This window comes from Geomesophilobacter sediminis, from assembly GCF_016458275.1.
Taxonomy (GTDB): Bacteria; Desulfobacterota; Desulfuromonadia; order Geobacterales; family Geobacteraceae; genus Geomesophilobacter; species Geomesophilobacter sediminis.
In genome coordinates this window covers 152,499-171,946 of the sequence record NZ_JAEMHM010000012.1, presented here as the reverse complement: position 1 = coordinate 171,946, position 19,448 = coordinate 152,499, and the positions used below count along the sequence as shown (strand labels likewise).

The following is a 19,448-nucleotide window of genomic DNA, read 5'->3' as shown; positions in this document are numbered from 1 at the left end:
GCTTTGCAACACATGAACCCAAGACAAAGGAGCCGTTTATGAAGAAAGTAATCGCAGCCGTCGCACTCTCCCTCTTATCCGCCTCTATGGTCCATGCCGCCGACGTCATTACCTTCAAGGCAGGAAATGGAACCACGATCACCTTCCCGCACAAGGCCCACCAGCAAGCTCTGAAAAACTGCAAAGTTTGCCATGAGAAAGGCCCGGGCAAGATCGAAGGGTTCGGCAAAGAGTGGGCACACAAGAACTGCAAAGGCTGCCACGCCGACAAGGGTGCTGGTCCGACCAAGTGTGGTGAGTGCCACAAGAAGTAAGCGTCAGCCGGCAGAAGCCAAGGAAAAGGCGGCCCCCAAAAGGGTCGCTTTTTTTTTTATGACGAAAGGGCACCGGCCAGGCCGATAGCCCCCTCTCCTTCAAAGAGAGGGCGGGGTGAGGATGGGGTTACCTCGGCGCAAACAGCTGGTCGATGGTCTCGAAGTCAAGCCGGTCCTCGGCGAGGGTGCGCACCAGGGCGAGCTTTTCGGTGTCTTGCGGGGTGATCTTCGAAACGTCTTCGGTAATGATCCGGTACAGCTCCGCGGTGGAATGGATCTGGGTGCGCAGGTACGGTATGTGGCTCCGGTCCAGGATCCGCTGGGTGATGGTGCTGACCGGCACAATCCCCGGGATGATGAGCCCGGAAATCAGCGGGCGGTACTCGGGCATCTGGTACAGATTGGCCAGGGTGACCAGGAGCTCGTCCCGGCTGCTGGTGACGATAAGCAAGGTGGAATCGCGCAGCATCTCAGTCACCCGTTGGGTGGAGGCGGCGCCGATCTGGACGTGGTCGATGATCCGGCCCAATTCACGGCGGTTGCCGTGCAGGGGGAGGTCGAGAAGCTTGGAAATACGCATGAAGGTAGGGTTGGCGAGAACGGTCTGGTAATCGAACCCGCCCAGGAGGGCAAACGGCTCGTCGGCGAAGGCGCGCTCCAGGTAGTCCAGCACCTGTTCGCGGCGGTCGGCATACAGCTTGTTGGCGAGCACCGCGCGCACCTCGGCTCCTTCGAGCTTGAACAGGGCCAGGTTCATCGCGACGGTGTCGATGACGTTGCCGACCCCGCCCCCGGTGACCATGAGCACCGGAGCGTCCAGCATCTTGGCGATCCGGGCGTTGGAGAGCCTGAATACCGAACCGACGCCGGGGTGGCCGGACCCTTCGATGATGATGTAGTCACATTTCTTTTCGAGTTCGTGGTAAGCCGCCAGGATCCGCTCCTGGAGTTCGTCGGGAGAGATCAGGCCATCGATCGCCTTCCTGGTGGAATCGGGATAGACGACGACCGGCGACATGTAGCGCAGGTCCTGGGTGAGGCCGAAAACTTCGGCAATGAGGGCGGCGTCCTTGTCCACCGACTGTCCGCGCAGCTTGATCGGCTTGGGACCCAGAGGTTTGATGAAGCCGACATTGCGGTACTTGCGTTGGGCGAGGTGCAACAAAGAGATGCTGATGGTGGTTTTCCCGGAGTTCTGACCCGATGCCGCAATGAAGATCTTTCGTGCCACGGCTGCCTCCTTGGGAGCGCCGACCCCGCCAGAAGGTGGCGGATCGGCAGGGGATGGAGGCCCTATATTCGCCCGTTAAGCCGGAATAAGTCAAGCTTTCATGGTAAGCAATCCAATGAGAAAAAGATGTTCTGTGAAATCATGAAAACGGTGAGCAATATCAGATACTTGTAGTCTTTTATGGCTTCGGGCTATCATGAAGAAGTGAAACGACCACACGATATCCTCAACCGAATAGAGTATTACAGCGAGAAAGAAGAGTTGTTCAACCGCTGGACCCATGGCATCGGCGCCCTGCTGAGTCTGGTCGGGGCAATCCTGCTGATCCAGCACACGGTAGGGAAGGGGGATGTGTTCCGGCTGGTGAGCGTGATTGTGTACGGGGTTGCTTTGCTGGTGTTTTATACCCTGTCGACTGCTTACCATAGCGTGAAGGACCCCTATTCTAGGTATCTTTTCCGCATCCTGGACCATGCTGCGATATACCTGATGATCGCCGGCAGCTACACGCCGTTTACCTTGGTGACGCTGCGGGGGCCGGTGGGATGGCGGCTTTTCTATACGGTATGGGGTCTTGCCGCGATAGGCGTGATCTTCAAGATCTTCATGACCCACAAGTTCCGGGTGCTCGGCCCGATTTTCTACCTCATCATGGGATGGATCGTGGTAGTGGCGATCAAGCCGTTGTCCGCCAGCCTGCCACCCGATGGGCTGAAACTTCTATTTACCGGCGGTGTAACCTACACCGCCGGTGTCATTTTTTACGCCTGGGACCGCATCCCGTATAACCACGCCATCTGGCATCTCTTCGTACTTTCCGGCAGCGCCTGTCACTTCCTGGCCATCTTCTATTACGTGACGCCGCTGCACCTGTAATACGTCCGACCCGGACGCAAAAGGGCACCGCCCTTTCGAGGCGGTGCCCAAGTCTCGCCGGTGCTGCAGTGGTGGTGTCGTGCAACTCCGAGACTCCAACCTTTGAATGTGGGAGCGCCCTTCCGGGCGCGATGACCGCCAGCGGCGGTCTAACCACCTTTTTCCCTCCTATTTCTCGGAACTTTCCCGATCCCGACTCTGGGCCGGAATCTCGCCGTTGCGCAGGTGACGGTACATCCGGAGGTCGGAAAGCTGCGGAGAAGATGTCTCCAGGCAGGAAACATCCTCCTTCCCTTCCGTGAGCAGATGGGAGCGCGTTTTCTCCCGTCGTTGCCGGGCTACCACCGTTATCCGCGGGGCAATCCGGGTCTCCTCAAAGGTTGCCTTCCACTCCTCGTACAACTTCCGGTGCAATTCTATCTTCGCTTCGGGGTTTTCCGGCTGCGGCCCCAACACGACGAGAGCGTGGCTGAGGTGCTGAAGGTTACGCACCCGCTGTGGTGAGAAAGGAAGCCGTGCCTGAAGTTCAACGCGCAATTGCGCGCTGAGCCCGAAACCTAAGGATTCGATGGCCAAGATGGGATCATCGGCCGCGGTGAGGGCAAGTTGCGGTGAAGTGGAAAGGTTGTTGAGGATGTCGGGGAGATGGAGGGATAGCGATTTAAGAGAGTCGATCTTGGTTTGTTCCACGGTGGCAACCTCCATATCTGTGGGACCGATAGATGCGACCGGGCGCGTCAAGTATCTGCTGCCAATGGGAGGTTCCCACGGGAGGTCCGGCAGAAGGGGAACCCGGAGCGGATACCATTATCTGGTAAAGACCGATGATGTCAATTGGAAAATGCTAATACTGTATGCGCAGCGGATGGTGAAAACGGGGAGGGGGCAAAGCGTGTAGGAGCGACATTCCTGTCGCGGTTTCACACCGAGTATCGGACGGCGATGTCGCTCCTACAGAACGAGAGATGTGGAACTAGAACTCCTGCGGCATCGCCTTCACCTGGGCGGCCGTGAAGACCGGGCCGTCCTTGCAGACGTAGACGTTGCCGACGTTGCAGCGGCCGCACTTGCCGATGCCGCACTTCATCCGGTTTTCCAGGGTGGTGTAAATCCGGTCGTCGGAGAAGCCGAGTCGCTCGAGAACCGGCAGGGTGAACTTGATCATGATGGGAGGCCCGCACACCAAGGCGACGGTGTTTTCTGCCGAGGGTGCCGCTTCTTCAAGGACGTTGGGCACGAAGCCGACCTTGCCGTCCCAGGCGGGGGAGTTTCCACCCGGATCGACGCACTTTACCAGGCGGACGTCGCTTCGTTCGGCCCATTCGGCAAGCTCCCGCTTGTAGACGAGATCGGCTTCGGAGCGGGCACCGTAGACGATGGTGATCTCGCCGAATTTCTCGCGCAGGTCGAGGCAGTTCCAGATCACGGTGCGCAGCGGGGGAAGGGCGATGCCGCCGGCGACGAAGACCAGGTTCTTCCCGTAGAACTCCTCGATGGGAAACGAGTTGCCGTAGGGGCCACGGACGCCGATCGCTTCGCCGACTTCGAGGCGGCGCAGCGCCTCGGTTACCCGGCCCACGCTGCGGAAACAGCACTCGATATACCCCTTGCGGGTGGGGGCGGAGGCAATGCAGAAGGTGGACTCCCCGGCGCCGAAGGCGGAGTACTCGGCAAACTGGCCGGCCCGGAAGGCGAAACTCTCCCGGGTGGCCTCGTCCTGAAAGACCAGCCGAAGGGTCCGGACGTCGGGAGTCTCGTCCACGATGGCGTCGATAGTGGCAAGGTGGGGAAGGTAGACATTTTTTCCGTTATCGCACATGGGGAACCTTTGTCAGGGCATGGTTGCGCCGGGTCGGATCCGACCGATCCGGCAGATCGGTCGAATTGGACCGGCGCAGTAGCCCAGTGAGTTACTTGGCGTCGATTTCCGCCAGGATGCCGGCGATGTCGATCCCCACCGGGCAGGCGCGGACGCAGCGGCCGCAGCCGGTGCAGAGGGTCTTGCCGAACTTGTCGTTGTAGTACTTGAACTTGTGCATGATCCGGTTGCGATAGCGCTTGTTCTGGACATCGCGTGGGTTGTGCCCCGAGGCGTGGTTGGTGAACTTGCCAAACCCGCAGGCGTCCCAATGTTTGCGCCGGGTCCCCTTTTCGCTGCTCCCTTCGTCGTTGATGTCGAAGCAGTGACAGGCGGGACAGACGAAGGCACAGGCACCGCACCCGGCACAGATATCGGCGAACTTCTCCCAGAGCGGGTCATCGAAATGGGTATCGAGCCAGTTCTTGATCCGCTCCAGGTTGAGTTGCTTCATCTCCTGCTTCGGCGCGGGCAGAGGATCGACGGGGCTCTGTTCGTGAAACAGCCCGGGGTAGTCGGCGGTCAGGCTGCGCCCCTTCTCCGTGATCACCTGGCAAGCGTATTCGTCTCCGGGCAGCGGCGTCAGGAACAGGTCGCTCCCGGCGACGGAGTCGGGAGCCAGGCCGACGGCGGAACAGAAACAGGCATCGTCACCGCGGGTGCAACCCATGCCGATGATGGTGGTCTTCTTCCGGCGCTCCAGGTAGAAGTCATCGAGGTAGTCCCAGGAAAATACGGAATCCAGGATCGCCGGGGAGGCGGCGTCGCACGGTGGCGCGCCCACCAGCACCGTCTCAGGATAATGGGCCCGGTCGACGTCACGAACGGCCATCTTCCCCTCTACCCGCTCGTAGGTGAGGATGTCCTCGCAGACCGGGAAGAAGAGCTCCTTCGCAGAGCGGCGGGGAAGGGCGTCCAGGGTCAGAGCCTCGCCTTTGGAAAGGGGCTCGTAAAGGACCATACTGCCGGAGCGTCGCGGCCCGACGACGAAGATCCCGTCCTGGATCAGTTGATCGACCAGCAGACGCAGGTTGGTTTGAGATATTGCAAAGGTCATAGTCGATTCTCTCTACAAAAGCATTAACCACGTGTCCCCCTCCCGGGGGGAGAGGGTGGTATCGGTGCGAACTACTTGATGAACGACTGGTCGTCGTCTTCCCGGTACTGGTTGAGCGGGCCTTTCTCTTGGGGCGTAGTGCCCGCCTCGTACTGGTACTGCTCCTTCAGCTCCTGCGCCATGCGCCGGTTCAGGAGATTGAGCGGGATGTCCATCGGGCAGGAGCGCTCGCACTCCGCGCATCCGGCGCAGCGTCCTGCCAGATGCATGGCGCGGACGATATGCCAAGCCAGGTTCCCTGCCGGCCGCGGCGACGATTCCACCGCCTGGGGGCGGTTTCGATCGCATAAGCACTGCTCACAGTAGCAGAAGGGGCAGATCTGGCGGCAGGCCATGCAGCGGATGCAGCGGGAAAAATGCTCCTTCCAGAAGGCCCAACGCTCTTGCGGTGTCATCGCTTCGAGGCGGGCCAGTTCCTTCGCCTCCACCGGGTCGAAATCGGGGAGCTGCGGCAGGGTACCGGCAACGACATCGACCCCTTCGGGAGTGTGGATGGTGCATTCCCGGCACTTGGCGGCGATGTTGGCGTCCGAAAGCGGCAGCGAGCGCTCCCCGGCGGCGCTGAAGACCCCGGCGCAGGCGACGCCGATCACCACCAGGTCCTCGCGGTTGAGTTGCGATTCCCCGATCAGCCCGGCCAGGGCGCGCAGGTCACAACCCTTGGCTACAATGGCGGTCTTTCCTTTGGGCACGATCCCCTTTTTCGCCTTGGACAGGAAAAGGGCGAGGTTGTTGACGCAGGCGGGGGAGAAAACGAGTTTCTCGGCATCCTCAGCGCTTTTGGCTACAGCGGGAGAGGCCGTGCCGGGTCGGCGCCCGGCGACATAACCCACCACGGCGGCCACCGTCTGCTCTTGCAGCAGCTTGGCGGCTTCACGGCGGATCGCCTCGGTGACACTGTCGTAGCAATTTTGGTTGATCGTAGTCATTTCAGGCGGTTCCTTTTCTGCTGCACGGCGCCGATCAGACTGATCGGACCGAACCGACGGATCAGTCCGATCCAAGCCGCGTTAGATGCTCTCATAAGCCTGTTGCAGCTCCGGAGTGGTCAGCGTGGCCGACCACTGTTCTTCCTGCTCGAGCTCCTTGAATTCGCGCATCGGGCCCATGGCGCGGACCCGCTCGGTGAGTTCCGTAACCACCTCGACCCACTTCCCACCCTCGGCCGCGGAAACCCAGGAGAACTGGAGCCGGTTCAGATCGACGCCGACGAAGCCTAAGAGCACGCGGAACGCGGCGAAGCGGCGCCGGGCGTGGAAGTTGCCGGCCATGTAGTGGCAATCGCCCGGATGGCATCCCGAAACCAGTACCCCGTCGGCTCCCTTCTGGAAGGCGCGCAGGATGAAGACAGGGTCGATTCGCCCGGTACAGGGGAACTTGAGGACCCGGACGTTGGGCGGGTACTGCATCCGGCTGGTGCCGGCAAGGTCGGCCCCGGCGTAGGTACACCAGGTACAGACGAAGGCAACCACCTTCGGCTCGAAATCGTGTTTTTTCTCTGCTGAGTGCATATGAGTTCCTTACCTAAACGCGCCGACTGCCGAGACCACAAGACCCTTATAAGTCCCCCTTTGCGAAGGGGGATTTAGGGGGATTTGCCTTTGTAAACCGGAGAGGCAAATCCCCGGCCCCCCCTTTTCAGAGGGAGGAGGTACTAGCGGTTCTCGTTGTCAATTGTCCATTGTCAAATGCCCATTACCGCTACAGCGCTTCGATCATCGCCATGATCTGCTCGTCGGTGTAGCCGTCAAGTTCCACGGACTTGGACGGGCAGGTGGCCTGGCAGGTGCCGCAGCCGCCGCAGACACCGGCGTTCACGTTGGCGACGACCTTGACCAGGTTCCCCTGCCGGTCGCGGATCTCCTTCTCCTCCACGGCACCGTAGGGGCAAACCTTCTTGCATTGCAGACAGCCCACGCAGTACTTCTCGTTCACCTTGGCCACCACCGGGTCCCGCTCCAACTGGTCCTTGGAGAAGAGGGTGATCACCTTGGCCGCGGCGGCCGATGCCTGCGAGACGGTGTCGGGTATGTCCTTCGGGCCCTGGCAGGCGCCGGCAAGATAGATCCCCGCGGTGGCGCACTCGACCGGCTTGAGCTTCGCGTGCGCCTCGGAATAGAAGTTGTACTTGTCGTAGGAGATCCCGAGCTTTTGCGCCAAAAGATCTGCGCCGTCCTGGGCCTGGACCGCGGTCGCCAGGACCACGAGGTCCGCCTCGATCTCAACCTGCACTCCCACCAGGGTGTCGCTTCCCATCACCACGATCTTGCCGTCGCGCTGGTACAGGCGCGAGACCATCCCCCGGATGTAGACCGCATCTTCCACCTCGACCGCCCGGCGCCAGAATTCGTCGTATCCCTTACCCGGCGTCCGCGCATCCATGTAGAAGACGTACGCCTGTCCGTCGTGCACCTTGTGCCGGTACAGCATGGTGTGCTTGGCGGTGTACATGCAGCAGATCTTGGAGCAGTAGGAGATTCCCTTTTCCCGGGCGCGGGAGCCGACGCACTGGATGAAAACGACTTGGCGCGGTTCCTTGCCGTCGGACGGACGCAGTATCTTGCCGCCGGTGGGGCCGGAGGCCGAGGCGAGCCGCTCGAAGGTGAGCCCGTCGATGACGTCGGGGATCAATCCGTAGCCGAATTCGCCGTAACCCTTGATGGGGCTCTCCTCCGGCTTGCGATCGATGGAATAGAGCTTGAACCCGGTGGCGACCACCACCGCGCCGACCGCCTCCACGACCAGCGTGTCCTGCTGCTCATAATCGATCGCCTGCGGGCCGCAGACCTTGGCGCAGACCCCGCATTTGCCGCTTTGAAACATGGTGCAGTTTTCCCGGTCGATGACCGGGGTGTTGGGAACGGCCTGGGGGAAGGGGACGTAGATGGCGCTGCGCATCCCGAGGTTCTGGTCGAACTCGTTGGGGATCTTCTTCTTCGGACACTTGGAGGTACAGACACCGCAGCCGGTGCACTTGTCTTCGACCACCGAGCGCGCCTTGCGCCGGATGGTCACCTGGAAGTTCCCGATGTAACCGTCGACCTTTTCGATCTCGGCGTAGGTGTAGAGAGTGATGTTCGGGTGGTTGGCGACGTCGACCATCTTCGGCGTCATGATGCACTGGGAGCAGTCCAGGGTCGGAAAAGTTTCGGAAAGCTGGGCCATGTGGCCGCCTATGGACGGTTCCCGCTCGACGAGGATGACCTCCTTGCCGGCGTCGGCGATGTCGAGCGCCGCCTGGATCCCGGCGATGCCGCCGCCGATGACCAAGGCGCGCTTGGTGACCGGCACGGTGATCGGCGCCAGCGCTTTCCCCCGTTTCACCCGCTCCACCATGAGTTTCACGATGTCCGATGCCTTGGCGGTCGCCGCCTCGCGATCCTCGTGCACCCACGAGCAGTGCTCGCGGATATTCCCCATGTCGCAGAGATATGGGTTCAGCCCGGCGCTCTGGGCCGCCTTGCGGAAGGTCTTCTCGTGCATCCGGGGGCTGCAGGCCGCGACCAGGACGCCGTCGAGGTTGTGCTCGGCGAGCGCCTTTTTCAAAAGGTTCTGCCCCGGATCCGAGCACATGTACTTGTAGTCGCAGGAGTAGGCGACGCCGGGGAGTTGCGCGGCTTCGCCCGCCACGCGTTCGACGTCGACGGTGCGGGAGATGTTCTCCCCGCAGTGGCATACAAAAACACCGATTCTGGACATAGCTTCCTCTTAAATCAATTCCTTATCCATCAGCATCGGCCGCGGATCGACGATGACGCTGTCGAAGCCGAGCTTGTCGTCATCGACCCCCATGGCCAGGGCGGCGAGCTGGGTAATGTAAAAGATCGGGAGGTCGTATTTCTCCTGGCTCCGGTTCTCGATCGCTTCCTGACGGATGTCGAGGTTCCCGTGGCACAAGGGACAGGCGACCATGACGCAGTCGGCTCCGGCGGCCTGGGCCGATCTCAGGATGGCATCGGAGAGATGCAGCACGACGTCGGGACGCGACAGGGTGAAGTTCGCGCCGCAGCACTCCATCCGGTGCGACCAGGAAACCGGCTCCGCGCCCAGCGCCCGCAACAGGTCCTCCATGATGCTCGGGTCCTCGCAGTCGTCGAGCTCGGGGACCTCGGGAGGGCGGGTGAGGAGGCAGCCGTAGTAACAGGCGACCTTGAGGCCGAAGAGCGGCTTTTTCACGCTCTCCTCCAGCTTGGCCAGACCAAGGTCGCGCACCAGGATCTCCAGGATGTGCTTCACCGGCTTCGCGATAGTTGCCGGCCCGGCAATCGCCTTTTCCACCTGGGCCCGCTTTTCGTCATCGACCTTCAGGTGGTGCTGCGTGGTCTTGAGCCGGGAAAAACAGGCCGCGCAGGCGACTGCGAGATCCCCCTCTACCTCTTCCGCCAAAACCAGGTTTTTCGCACAAAGCGACAGGGAGAGGAGCTCGTCCACGTTGTGCGCCGGGGTCGCCCCGCAGCAGAACCAGTCCGGGACCTCTTTCAGCCCGATATTGAGCGCCTTGAAAAGGGCCCGGGTCGAGATGTCGTACTCGCGGCCGGAGGCGTGCAGTGAGCATCCCGGATAGTAGGAGTAGTTTTTCAGCTTCTTGGGCGTCACAGCGCCTCTCCTTTCTTGCGCATCTCCTCGATACGGGAGAAGATCGCCTCGATCTCGTCCAGGTTCCGGTTCTTCTGGTGGAACACCTTGAGCTTGCCGCGGGAGATGAGTTTCGGCCCGAGCAGGAAGTCCTTGAGCAGCCTTCCGCTCCTGAGGTTGAAGACCGCGCCCAGCCGCATTTCGTACTGGCGGCCGTAGGTGCGGATGTTCTCGATGAAGAGACGGTTGGCGAGCTGAACGTAGCTTTCCTTGGAAGGGCCGTCCGCGTCCCAGGAGAGCTTGCGCAGCGCATCCATGATCGCGGCTAAGTTCACCGTGTTCGGGCAGCGGGTGGTGCAGGTCTCGCAGGAGGCGCAGTACCAGATGGAGCGGCCGGCCAGGATCCGTTTACCCTGGCCGAGCTGCAGCAGGCGGACGATGCGGTTGGGCGGGTGTTCCATGAAGGTCGCCATCGGACAGCCGGCGGAGCATTTGCCGCACTGCATGCAACGGCGTACCGACGAGCCGGACAGCTTCTCCACCTTGTTGACGAAGTCGAGGTTGATCGTCTCGTTGGAGAGGTGCATCAACTTGTTTTTCACGTGGACCCTCGTGGTGAGGTGCCGGTCTGCCAGTCTCGCAAGGGGACGGCATCGGCCCCGGTTTGGCTGCTTTTCATGGAAATGCCTGGGGCCGGGGAGGTGGGACGAATGCGGTGGGGACTCCGGCGATGCAGGATGAATCCGTGTTCGTTACGGGCAGCGCGGAAAAAACTGTCGCGGAGTCTACTCCATTTTAAAACAAAAAAGCAAGCACTCTTTTATAAAGGAAGTCTTTGAAAAAGCGCATGTTTTGCGAGAGTAAACACTTTTGTGGCGTAATTAACGCATCGGGATGCCGATTTATTTTAAAACAAACAGCGGTTTGTTTTAAAAGGAAACGGCCGCCGTCAATATTAAGAGCGGTTGCTTTTTGCCGTCGTCTCTGGCAAGCTCCGTCCCGCCCGGTACGGTGGCAAACCCTTTGACAGGGCAAACCAAAACAAATACTATCGGGCCTTTAGCCCGAGGTGCGCTATCGGAGAGATGACCAGACTATACGCCTACATGCGGGGGCTCAAGGGAACCTACCTGTTCGGCGCCCTGCTGCTTATCGCCACCAACTGGTGTGCGCTTGCCATCCCGTGGCTTTTGAAACTCGCCGTGGAGGAGCTGCAGCACCCGCACGCGAGCCGGTTCACCCCCGGCCAGTACGGCCTGATGATTGCCGGCGCCGCCGTCGCGCAAGGGGTGATCCGCGTCTTCTCCCGGACCACGCTCCTCAATGCCGGACGCCAGATCGAATACCTGCTGCGCGACGATCTCTACGGCAAGCTCCTCACCCTGGACCGGGCCTACTACTCGACCTGGCGCACCGGCGACATCCTTTCCCGGCTGGCCAACGACCTCACCAACGTCCGGATGCTGCTCGGTTTCGGCATCCTGAGCCTGATCAACACCGTCGTCGTCTACGCTTCGGCCGTTTTCCTGATGACCCGCATCTCCCCGTTTCTGACCCTGTACGCCATCGTCCCGTTTCCGTTGATGGTGTACATCGTCAAGAAGATCAGCGGTTCCATGTTCCGCCGCTCCAAGGCGGTGCAGGAGTCGCTGGCCAAGCTGAGCACCCGGGTCGAGGAGAACGCCTCGGCCGCCTCGGTGGTGAAGGCATACTGCCGCGAGGATGGCGAGGTGGAATCCTTCCGCCAGGTGAGCCGGGCCTACCTGGAAGCGTGCATGGGGATGGCCAAGCTGCGCGGGATGATGCTGCCGATCATGGCGGCGACCGGGGCCCTGGGCACCCTCATCATTCTCTTCATCGGCGGAAGCCAGGTGATCGCCGGCGAGCTCACCCTGGGCGGGTTCGTTGCTTTCAACGGCTACCTGGCGATGCTCGTCTGGCCGACCATCATGTTCGGCTGGATCCTCAACCTGATGCAGCGCGGGGCGGCGTCCATGGCGCGCCTGGGCGAGATCCTCGACGCGCGGCCCGTGGTGTTGGAGCCGGAAAACCCGGTGCGCCCGGAGCGGATCGAGGGGGAGCTCGACTTCCGCGAGCTCACCTTTTCCTACGAGCAGACACCGATGCTGCGCGGGGTGACCCTCAAGATCGCCAAAGGGGAGCGGATCGGCATCGTCGGCGTGGTGGGGAGCGGCAAATCGACCCTGGTGCGGCTGGTGCCGCGCCTTTTCCCGGTGGAGCGGGGGATGCTCATGATCGACGGGATCGACGTGAATGACCTGCCGCTGGACATGCTGCACAACGCGGTCGGCTTCGTGCCGCAGGAAAGCTTCCTGTTTTCCCGGACCGTGCGGGAAAACATCGCCTTCGGCAAGGAAGGGGCGAGCCTGGAGGAGGTTGAGACGGCGGCGCGGGTGGCGGGGCTTTCCTCCGATATTGCCCGTTTCCCCGACGGGTTCGACACGTTGGTGGGCGAGCGCGGGGTGGCGCTTTCCGGCGGGCAGAAACAGCGGGTGGCAATTGCGCGGGCGCTGATCAAGAACCCCTCCATCCTGATCCTGGACGATCCGCTCTCGGCGGTCGATGCGGACACCGAGGAGGAGATCCTGCGGGGGCTCGCATCCTACTATGAAAAGCGGACCGTGCTGATCGTCTCGCATCGGCTCTCGCCGCTGCGCGGTTGCGACCGGATCATCGTACTGGAGCAGGGGAAGATCGTGGAAGAGGGGAGCCACGAAGAGCTCCTGGTGCTGGGCGGCCGCTACGCGGCGATCCACCGCGAACAGCAACTCAAGGCGGAGATCGAAAAACTCTAAAATCAAAGCGCACCGCAGAGGGCGCGGAGGGACGCAGAGAAAACCTTTCTTAGCCTTAGCTTTCCCTTCGTGGGGGCTGCTTGCTTAGTTGAACCTGCGACGGTGGAGAAGGATAATCAGGGGTTTGTGCTGAACTTCCTTTCTGGGGGTAGTGGCTATGGACAGTCGGTGGATGTGTTGCTGCCGATCCACGAGGCACAGCTTTTGTCGTACTTGAAGCTGAGCGGAAAAAAGCTGGGCTTGCTTCTGAATTTCAACGTCCTTCACCTGAAGCACGGCCTCAAGCGACTGGTAAACCACTTGTAATGCTAAGGCGGCTCGCTTTTGCGGCCATGAAATAGTTCGGCTTGGAATGAAGCGCCGTGGGTGCCATGACCTCCGAACACCTCTAAGAAAATAAAAAAGGTTTTCCTCTGCGCCCCTCCGCGCCCTCTGCGGTGGGCTTTTAAAGGTAACTCCTATGCACTTTGGCGGCATCTACGAAGACGAGATCGTCGGGAAGGTCTACGACCGCAGGCTCATGCGCCGCTTTTTCGGCTATGTCCTCCCCTACAAGCGCCTGGTCCTGGGGTGCCTCGTCGTCCTTCCCTTCATCGCCGCCGCACGCCTGGTGCAGCCCTGGATCCTCAAGGTCGCCATCGACGGCCATATCGTGAAACACCAGATGCACGGACTCCCCGCGCTCGCCGGCTGGTTCCTCTTCGTCATCTTTGCCGAATCGCTGCTCAACTTCGCCCAGGTCTACATCCTGTCCTACGTGGGTCAGAAGGTCATGTTCGACCTGCGCATGGAGCTCTTCGCTCACATCCAGCGGCTTTCGGCCCGCTTCTTCGACCACACCCCGGTCGGGAGCCTCGTTTCCCGGCTCACCAGCGACCTCGAGGTCCTGGGCGAGATGTTTGCCGCGGGGATCGTCACCGTGGTCGGCGACATCCTCGTTCTCGCCGGCATCATCGGGATCATGCTCTGGATGAACGTGCAGCTGTCCCTGGTGACCTTCTCGGTGCTGCCGCTGCTGATCTGGGTCGCCTTCAATTTCCGGAACCGGATGCGTACCTCGTTCCGGCAGGTCCGGGCGCGCCTGGCCAACCTGAGTTCCTTTCTCACCGAAAGCATCGGCGGGATGATGGTAGTGCAGCTCTTCAGCCGCCAGCGCGCCGAGGCGGCAGAGTTCCGGAGGCTCAACGAAAGCTACCGCGAGGCCAACCTCCCGGTCATTACCTGGGACGCCGCACTCTATGCGGTGGTGGAAAGCCTCTCCTCGATCGCGGTGGCCCTGATCATCTGGTACGGCGGCGGCGAGATCGTCCACGGCACCCTTACCTTCGGTGCCCTGGTCGCCTTCATCCAATACATCGAGCGTTTCTTCTCCCCGATCCGTGACCTCTCGGCCAAGTACTCGGTCATGCAAGGGGCGATGGCGGCGCTGGAACGCATTTTCGGGATGCTGGACCAGGAGCGGGAGTCCGACGCGGCGGGGGAGCAAAAGGAAACGCAGCTTCCCGCTTTGCAGTCCATTTCCTTCGAGAACGTCTGGTTTGCCTACAAGAGCGAAGACTACGTCCTGAAAGGGATCAACCTCGACATCAAGCGCGGCGAAAAGATCGCGCTGGTGGGGGAGACCGGCGGTGGGAAGACGACGGTGACGCGGCTTTTGGCCCGGCTCTACGAGGTAAACCGGGGCCGGATCGCGATCAACGACCGGGACATCCGGGAGTTCTCCCTCAAGGCGCTGCGCAGCCGGATCGGGGTCGTGCTCCAGGACCCGTACCTCTTTTCCGGGACGCTTGCTTATAACATCTGTCTGGGGGACGAGCAGGCGCGGGCCCGGATGGAGCGGGCGGCGGCCGTGGTCGGGGCGGACCGGTTCATCAACCAGCTTCCCGGCCGGTTCGACTACGAGGTCCGCGAGCGCGGGGTGAACTTCTCGGCCGGCGAGCGGCAGTTGATCTCGTTTGCCCGGGCCGTTGCCTTCGACCCGGAAATCCTGGTCCTGGACGAGGCGACCGCGAGCGTGGACCCGGCGAGCGAGCGGCTGATCGAGGAGGGGCTCCAGGCGTTGATGGAAGGGCGGACGACGCTCGTGGTGGCGCACCGGCTTTCCACCATCCGTGACGCGGACCGGATCGTGGTCATTCATCACGGCGAGAAGGCCGAAGAGGGAAACCACGCCGAATTGATGGCGGCGCAGGGACTCTACTATCGCCTGTACCAGCTGCAGTTCAAGGATTGATGGCTATCGTTTCCAGGGTGGACCTTGGGAACGGGTAAGCCGATTAAGTCCCCCTTTGCGAAGGGGGATGTAGGGGGATTTGCCGTTGAAGGTTTTGCGCCATCTCCCAAAGCTTCAGAAGCAAATCCCCCCAGCCCCCTTTTTCAAAGGGGGGAGTTTGAAGTAACTTCGTTCCCAGGCCAGACCCTGGGAACGAGGAATTCGACCCTATTTCCCCCCTTTCCGAGGACCTCATGAAACACCTCATTCTCGGCACTGCCGGACATATCGATCACGGTAAGACCTCGCTGGTCAAGGCGCTTACCGGCATCGACACCGACCGACTCAAGGAGGAGAAGGCCCGCGGCATCACCATCGAGCTCGGTTTCGCCCACCTGGAGCTCCCGGGCGGCCTGCAGTTCGGCATCGTCGATGTCCCGGGACACGAGCGCTTCGTCCGTACCATGGTCGCCGGCGTCGGCGGGATGGACCTCGTCATGCTGGTAATCGCCGCCGACGAGGGGATCATGCCCCAGACCCGCGAGCACCTGGAAATCTGCCAGCTGCTGGGTGTGAAACGGGGCTTGGTGGCGCTCACCAAGCGCGACATGGTGGAAAAGGACTGGCTCGACCTGGTGACCGAGGAACTGCGCGAGTACCTGGAGCCGACTTTTCTGGCCGGGGCGCCCATCATTCCGGTGTCGTCGCGGACCGGTGAAGGGATCGACGCGCTCAAGGCGGAACTGGCGCGCCTGGGGGCCGAGGCCGAGCAGAAACGGGAGGATGCTCCCTTCCGGCTCCCGGTGGACCGGGTCTTCACCGTCACCGGGTTCGGCACGGTGGTAACCGGTACCCTCCTTTCCGGCGGCATTTCCGTGGGGGACGAGGTGGAAATCCTCCCCTCCGGCATCGCCTGCCGGGTGCGCGGCGTCCAGTCGCACGGCAAGAAGGCCGAGCGGGGCGGGGCCGGCGAGCGGCTGGCGGTGAACCTGCAGGGGGTGGACCAAACCGAGGTGCAGCGCGGCGACGTGGTGGTTCCCAAGGGTATGTTCCGTCCCACCCGCGGGGTCGACGTGCGGCTCGATTATCTCGCCTCGGCGCCGAAGGAACTGAAGCACCGCTCGACCCTGCGTTTGCATTCGGCCACCTACGAGGTCGCCGCCAAGGCAGTTCTTTTGGAAGGCGACGTCCTCAAGCCGGGGGAGAGCGCCTACGTCCAGCTTCGGCTGGCCCATCCGGTCCTGCTTCTTCCCGGCGACCCCTTCGTGCTCCGAAGCTATTCGCCCCAGGCGACGGTCGGGGGAGGGCGGGTGCTCGACCCGTTCCCGCCGGGGCGCCGGCGGCGCTCCCAGGAGGCGCTCCGGCTCCTTTGCGCCTTCGAAACCGGCACCGACCAGGAGCGGATCGAGCTGATGGTGGCCTCTTCGCTGCTTTCGGGAATCTCCATCGAAGAGATGGTGAACCGCTCCGGCTTTGCCGCCAGGCGGATCGAAGCCGCGCTGACGCCGCTGCTGTCGGCGGGGAGCGTGCTGCAGGTGGTGCGCGAGCCGCGCATCTTCCTGGGCCGGGATGCCTTCAATGCGTTGAAGAAGCGCCTGGCAGGGGAGATCCGGAGCTATCTCAACGAAAATCCGCACCAGGAAGGGATCGGCAAGGAGGAGCTCAAGTCGCGCATCCCCAAGCGGAGCGACCAGCGCTTCTTCGGCCCGTTGCTCGCCGCCTTGGAAAAGGACGGCGAGGCGATCGCGGACCGCGAGCTGGTGCGGCTTCCGGGGCGGCAGGCGGGCACCGAGGATCAGGAAGGGATGCTGGAGCGGATCGAGGCGGCGCTGGTGGCGGGCGGGATCGAGCCTCCCACCATCAAGGAGCTGGGCGATGCCGTCGGCTTGGGTGAAAAGAAACTCCTGGAGCACCTGAACGTGCTGAACCGCGCCGGGCGGGTGGTGAAGGTGAAGGGCGATCTATTCTATGCACCAGCCCCCCTGGCGGAGATACGGGAGAAGCTGGTTACGCACCTGAAGGAAACCGGTGAGATCACTCCGCCCCAGTTCCGGGAGCGGACCGGGCTGTCCAGAAAGTACATGATCCCGCTTCTGGAGTACTTCGACCAGGAAAAGGTGACCATCCGCCTGGGAGACAAGCGGGTTTTGCGGAAGGGATAGGATTGTGGAAAGCCCACCGCAGAGGGCGCGGAGGGACGCAGAGGGAAATTTTTGAAATGTCGCCACGTCGTCCCCTCCCCTTCAAGGGGAGGGACAGGGTGAGGATGGTGGGGTACGTAAAAAGCAAATTCTCCCCAGCCCCCCTTCGCAAACAAAGGGGGGAGTTTAAGGTTGATTGCGTACCAGTCGTAGGGTGGGCAGCCCCCTGCCCACCGTCCTTCCTACAGTGACCTACCAGATGTAATCCTTGGCGATGTCCCGCTTGTCGCGGCCGAAGAGGATGTGGAAGATCCGCAGCTTCTTCAGGGTCAGGGGCGAGAGGCTTCCCAGCGGCAGATACACGATTCGCCGGCCCAGCCGGGCCGCGAGCTGCTTGATATAACTCCGGGGCGGCTTCGGCGCGGCATAGATCACGTCCTTTTCCAGGGAGTAGTCGAGCGCCGCCAGCAGAAGCTTCTCCCCCTTGGTCAGCGCGAACCGGTAGTCCGGATCGCTCCAGACGTCGCTCATCCGCCGGGGCGGATAGCTCAGGATGAATCCGCCGTACTCGCAGCGCGATATCCCCGGTCCCACGATGTTCCCCGCCGGCTCGGTAGCATAGAAGGCCATGTCGGACTCCTGGTCGTGCTCGCCGTGCCAGGTCATGCAGTAGGGAAAGCGCGTCCTGCCCCGATCCTCGTCGAAGATCACCACCACGCACCCCACCTCGCTTTTCACCCGCCGGTTCTCCCGAACGTAGATCCTCTTCTCGTGCAGGTTGCGCAGCGTCTCCCGCATGTCGATCCCGTCCAGCATCGACGTGGTGAACGGCTCGCTGCGGCTTTGTTCCTCGCTCAGCTGCCGGGCGCCGACCTTCTTCAGGTTTTTCCCGTAGGCCTCGATGGTGATGTCTTCCGGCGGATAGGAACAGATGCCGCTGGGATCGAAGCCGTCGATCCATTCCCCGGGCCGGGCCTCCCGCTTGCGGTTCAGCATCTTCAGCCCGTTGAGCCCCTTGCTCTTGCGCTGCTCTTTGGGGCGGAACCGGATCTTGCGGGCGCCTCCCCAGAGGTCATCGGCGGAAACCCGCAGCGTCGGCAGGTCGGTCGCGTCCTTTTGCCACGGGTAGAAGGACGCCAGCCGGAAGAAGGCGTAGGCGAAGTTGTCGTCGACGCAGCTTCGCGCCGCGGCGAGCATCTGGAACAGGTCGGGGAGAAGCATGCTGCCAAGGAGCGCGTAGTTGCGGGCAAAACGGAAGAAGGTGCGTTTCTGCCAGAACTGCACCTGTTCCCCGGTCTCCTGGGCGTAGTGGCGGGCCGCCTCCAGAAAGAGGCAGAGGAAGGCGCGCTGGCGGTCCGGCATCACGCCTTCGGGACCTAAATGGCGCGCGCTGCGCTGCACCGATTCGTCGAGGACCGCCCGCTCGGATACCTCCTTCTTCCCCCCAAGGATCAGCTCGAAGGCATGGAAGCTCTTGCGCAGGGTCGCCCCCGAGGGACGTTCCTCTTCGGGAAGCGGAGAGCGGCGCAGCTCGTAGAGCGCGGACAGGAACGGGTGTTCCGCCAGGATTTCATGGCAGCATTCGGGATGGAGATTGGAGAGCGAGACGTCGCCGCGCTTCACCCGGCCGTGCGGGAAGGCGAGCGGCTCGTGGAACAGTTGGGAGATCCGTTCCAGGTGGTACATGCCGCAGATGAAGAGGACCCGTTCGTGGGTGGCGGAGAGTTGCTGCAGCCGGTAGGCCATTCCCCGTTCCCGGCGTTGGTCCTCGATGGCGGGCGGGGTCCGGCGGGCGACCTGCACCACCTCGTCGTAGTAGGGCTTGAGGCCGATCCGCTGAACCGCATAGGAGTCGGGGAAGGACTCGGGATAGCTTGGGTAGCGGTCGATATCGACGTCGACCAGATGCAGCGGGACGTCGTGCTCCAGGGCGAGGCGGGCACCTTCGACGAGCGGGTCGGCCGGCTCGATGATGAGGAACACCGTCTGGCCGCCGGCGCCGTAGGCGAGGATGGAGAGTTCGGGAAGGCGCCGCACGCCGCGCAGGAATTGCGCCTCGATGGTTCCCGGGAGCTCGATGGCGACGCAGTCCGGCCGGACCCGGTCGAAGGCCTCCCGGACCAGGTGGGCGAACTCCATCCGGTAGTGCAGGATGGGGAGCGCGTGGACGTTGCCGAAATTTTCCAGGTGTAAAAGGGACATAGGTTAAATGGTTTGGGCCGGGAAAACCCCATCCTCACCCTGTCCCTCCCCTTGAAGGGGACGGGACCTGAATGGGGCGGAATCTCCACGTTTTGGGATCTTCAGC

16 protein-coding genes are annotated in these 19,448 nt (G+C 62.2%); 6 read left to right on the top strand and 10 right to left on the bottom strand.

The genetic code is table 11. The features are described 5' to 3' along the window. Positions 1-38 precede the first annotated feature (38 nt). Positions 39-314: a cytochrome c7 gene (locus tag JFN93_RS15755; RefSeq protein ID WP_199385055.1), complete on the top strand. Its 276-nt coding sequence runs from the start codon at positions 39-41 to the stop codon at positions 312-314. 127 nt (positions 315-441) lie between these two features. Here JFN93_RS15755 and JFN93_RS15750 read toward each other — a convergent pair whose 3' ends face one another. Further along, positions 442-1,545, bottom strand: coding sequence for a phosphotransacetylase family protein (locus JFN93_RS15750; RefSeq protein ID WP_199385054.1), 1,104 nt, complete (start codon positions 1,543-1,545; stop codon positions 442-444). A 180-nt stretch (positions 1,546-1,725) separates the two neighbouring features. Between JFN93_RS15750 and trhA the strand changes: the two genes are divergently transcribed. Next, the gene (gene trhA, locus JFN93_RS15745; RefSeq protein ID WP_199385053.1) at positions 1,726-2,421 is read left to right on the top strand and encodes a PAQR family membrane homeostasis protein TrhA; all 696 of its coding nucleotides are present in this window, start codon (positions 1,726-1,728) and stop codon (positions 2,419-2,421) included. Between the two features lie 168 nt (positions 2,422-2,589). Here trhA and JFN93_RS15740 read toward each other — a convergent pair whose 3' ends face one another. The 8 genes from JFN93_RS15740 to JFN93_RS15705 form a co-directional block, all read right to left on the bottom strand. Further along, positions 2,590-3,111 carry a hypothetical protein gene (locus tag JFN93_RS15740; RefSeq protein WP_199385052.1) on the bottom strand — a complete coding sequence of 174 codons (522 nt, stop codon included), beginning with the start codon at positions 3,109-3,111 and terminating at the stop codon, positions 2,590-2,592. A gap of 283 nt (positions 3,112-3,394) precedes the next feature. Then, positions 3,395-4,240 carry an FAD/NAD(P)-binding protein gene (locus tag JFN93_RS15735; protein ID WP_199385051.1) on the bottom strand — a complete coding sequence of 282 codons (846 nt, stop codon included), beginning with the start codon at positions 4,238-4,240 and terminating at the stop codon, positions 3,395-3,397. A 91-nt stretch (positions 4,241-4,331) separates the two neighbouring features. Then, positions 4,332-5,336: a 4Fe-4S dicluster domain-containing protein gene (locus JFN93_RS15730; protein ID WP_199385050.1), complete on the bottom strand. Its 1,005-nt coding sequence runs from the start codon at positions 5,334-5,336 to the stop codon at positions 4,332-4,334. Between the two features lie 71 nt (positions 5,337-5,407). Continuing rightward, a complete protein-coding gene (locus tag JFN93_RS15725; protein WP_199385049.1) occupies positions 5,408-6,325 on the bottom strand; it encodes a 4Fe-4S dicluster domain-containing protein in 918 nt (305 codons plus the stop codon). An 81-nt stretch (positions 6,326-6,406) separates the two neighbouring features. After that, positions 6,407-6,907, bottom strand: coding sequence for a hydrogenase iron-sulfur subunit (locus tag JFN93_RS15720; RefSeq protein WP_199385048.1), 501 nt, complete (start codon positions 6,905-6,907; stop codon positions 6,407-6,409). Positions 6,908-7,097: 190 nt separating this feature from the next. Next, a complete protein-coding gene (locus JFN93_RS15715) occupies positions 7,098-9,095 on the bottom strand; it encodes a CoB--CoM heterodisulfide reductase iron-sulfur subunit A family protein (protein ID WP_199385047.1) in 1,998 nt (665 codons plus the stop codon). Between the two features lie 9 nt (positions 9,096-9,104). After that, a complete protein-coding gene (locus JFN93_RS15710) occupies positions 9,105-9,992 on the bottom strand; it encodes a CoB--CoM heterodisulfide reductase iron-sulfur subunit B family protein (RefSeq protein WP_199385046.1) in 888 nt (295 codons plus the stop codon). After that, the gene (locus JFN93_RS15705; protein WP_199385045.1) at positions 9,989-10,573 is read right to left on the bottom strand and encodes a 4Fe-4S dicluster domain-containing protein; all 585 of its coding nucleotides are present in this window, start codon (positions 10,571-10,573) and stop codon (positions 9,989-9,991) included. The genes JFN93_RS15710 and JFN93_RS15705 overlap by 4 nt, the downstream gene beginning before the upstream one ends. Before the next feature lie 504 nt (positions 10,574-11,077). Here JFN93_RS15705 and JFN93_RS15700 point away from each other — a divergent pair. The 4 genes from JFN93_RS15700 to selB all read left to right on the top strand — a co-directional run bounded on the left by JFN93_RS15700 (position 11,078) and on the right by selB (position 17,161). Beyond that, the gene (locus JFN93_RS15700; protein WP_199385088.1) at positions 11,078-12,787 is read left to right on the top strand and encodes an ABC transporter ATP-binding protein; all 1,710 of its coding nucleotides are present in this window, start codon (positions 11,078-11,080) and stop codon (positions 12,785-12,787) included. 69 nt (positions 12,788-12,856) lie between these two features. After that, complete coding sequence (locus tag JFN93_RS26225) at positions 12,857-13,093, top strand: GxxExxY protein (protein ID WP_199385044.1); 237 nt, start codon at positions 12,857-12,859, stop codon at positions 13,091-13,093. A gap of 154 nt (positions 13,094-13,247) precedes the next feature. Continuing rightward, entirely contained in the window at positions 13,248-15,020 is a 1,773-nt protein-coding gene (locus JFN93_RS15690) for an ABC transporter ATP-binding protein (RefSeq protein ID WP_199385043.1), read from the top strand. A 233-nt stretch (positions 15,021-15,253) separates the two neighbouring features. Then, positions 15,254-17,161, top strand: a complete 1,908-nt coding sequence (selB, locus tag JFN93_RS15685; protein ID WP_199385042.1) for a selenocysteine-specific translation elongation factor — start codon at positions 15,254-15,256, stop codon at positions 17,159-17,161. Between the two features lie 231 nt (positions 17,162-17,392). Here the strand turns inward: selB and JFN93_RS15680 are convergent, their stop codons facing one another. After that, entirely contained in the window at positions 17,393-19,342 is a 1,950-nt protein-coding gene (locus tag JFN93_RS15680) for a TraB/GumN family protein (protein WP_199385041.1), read from the bottom strand. Between the last annotated feature and the right edge of the window lie 106 nt (positions 19,343-19,448).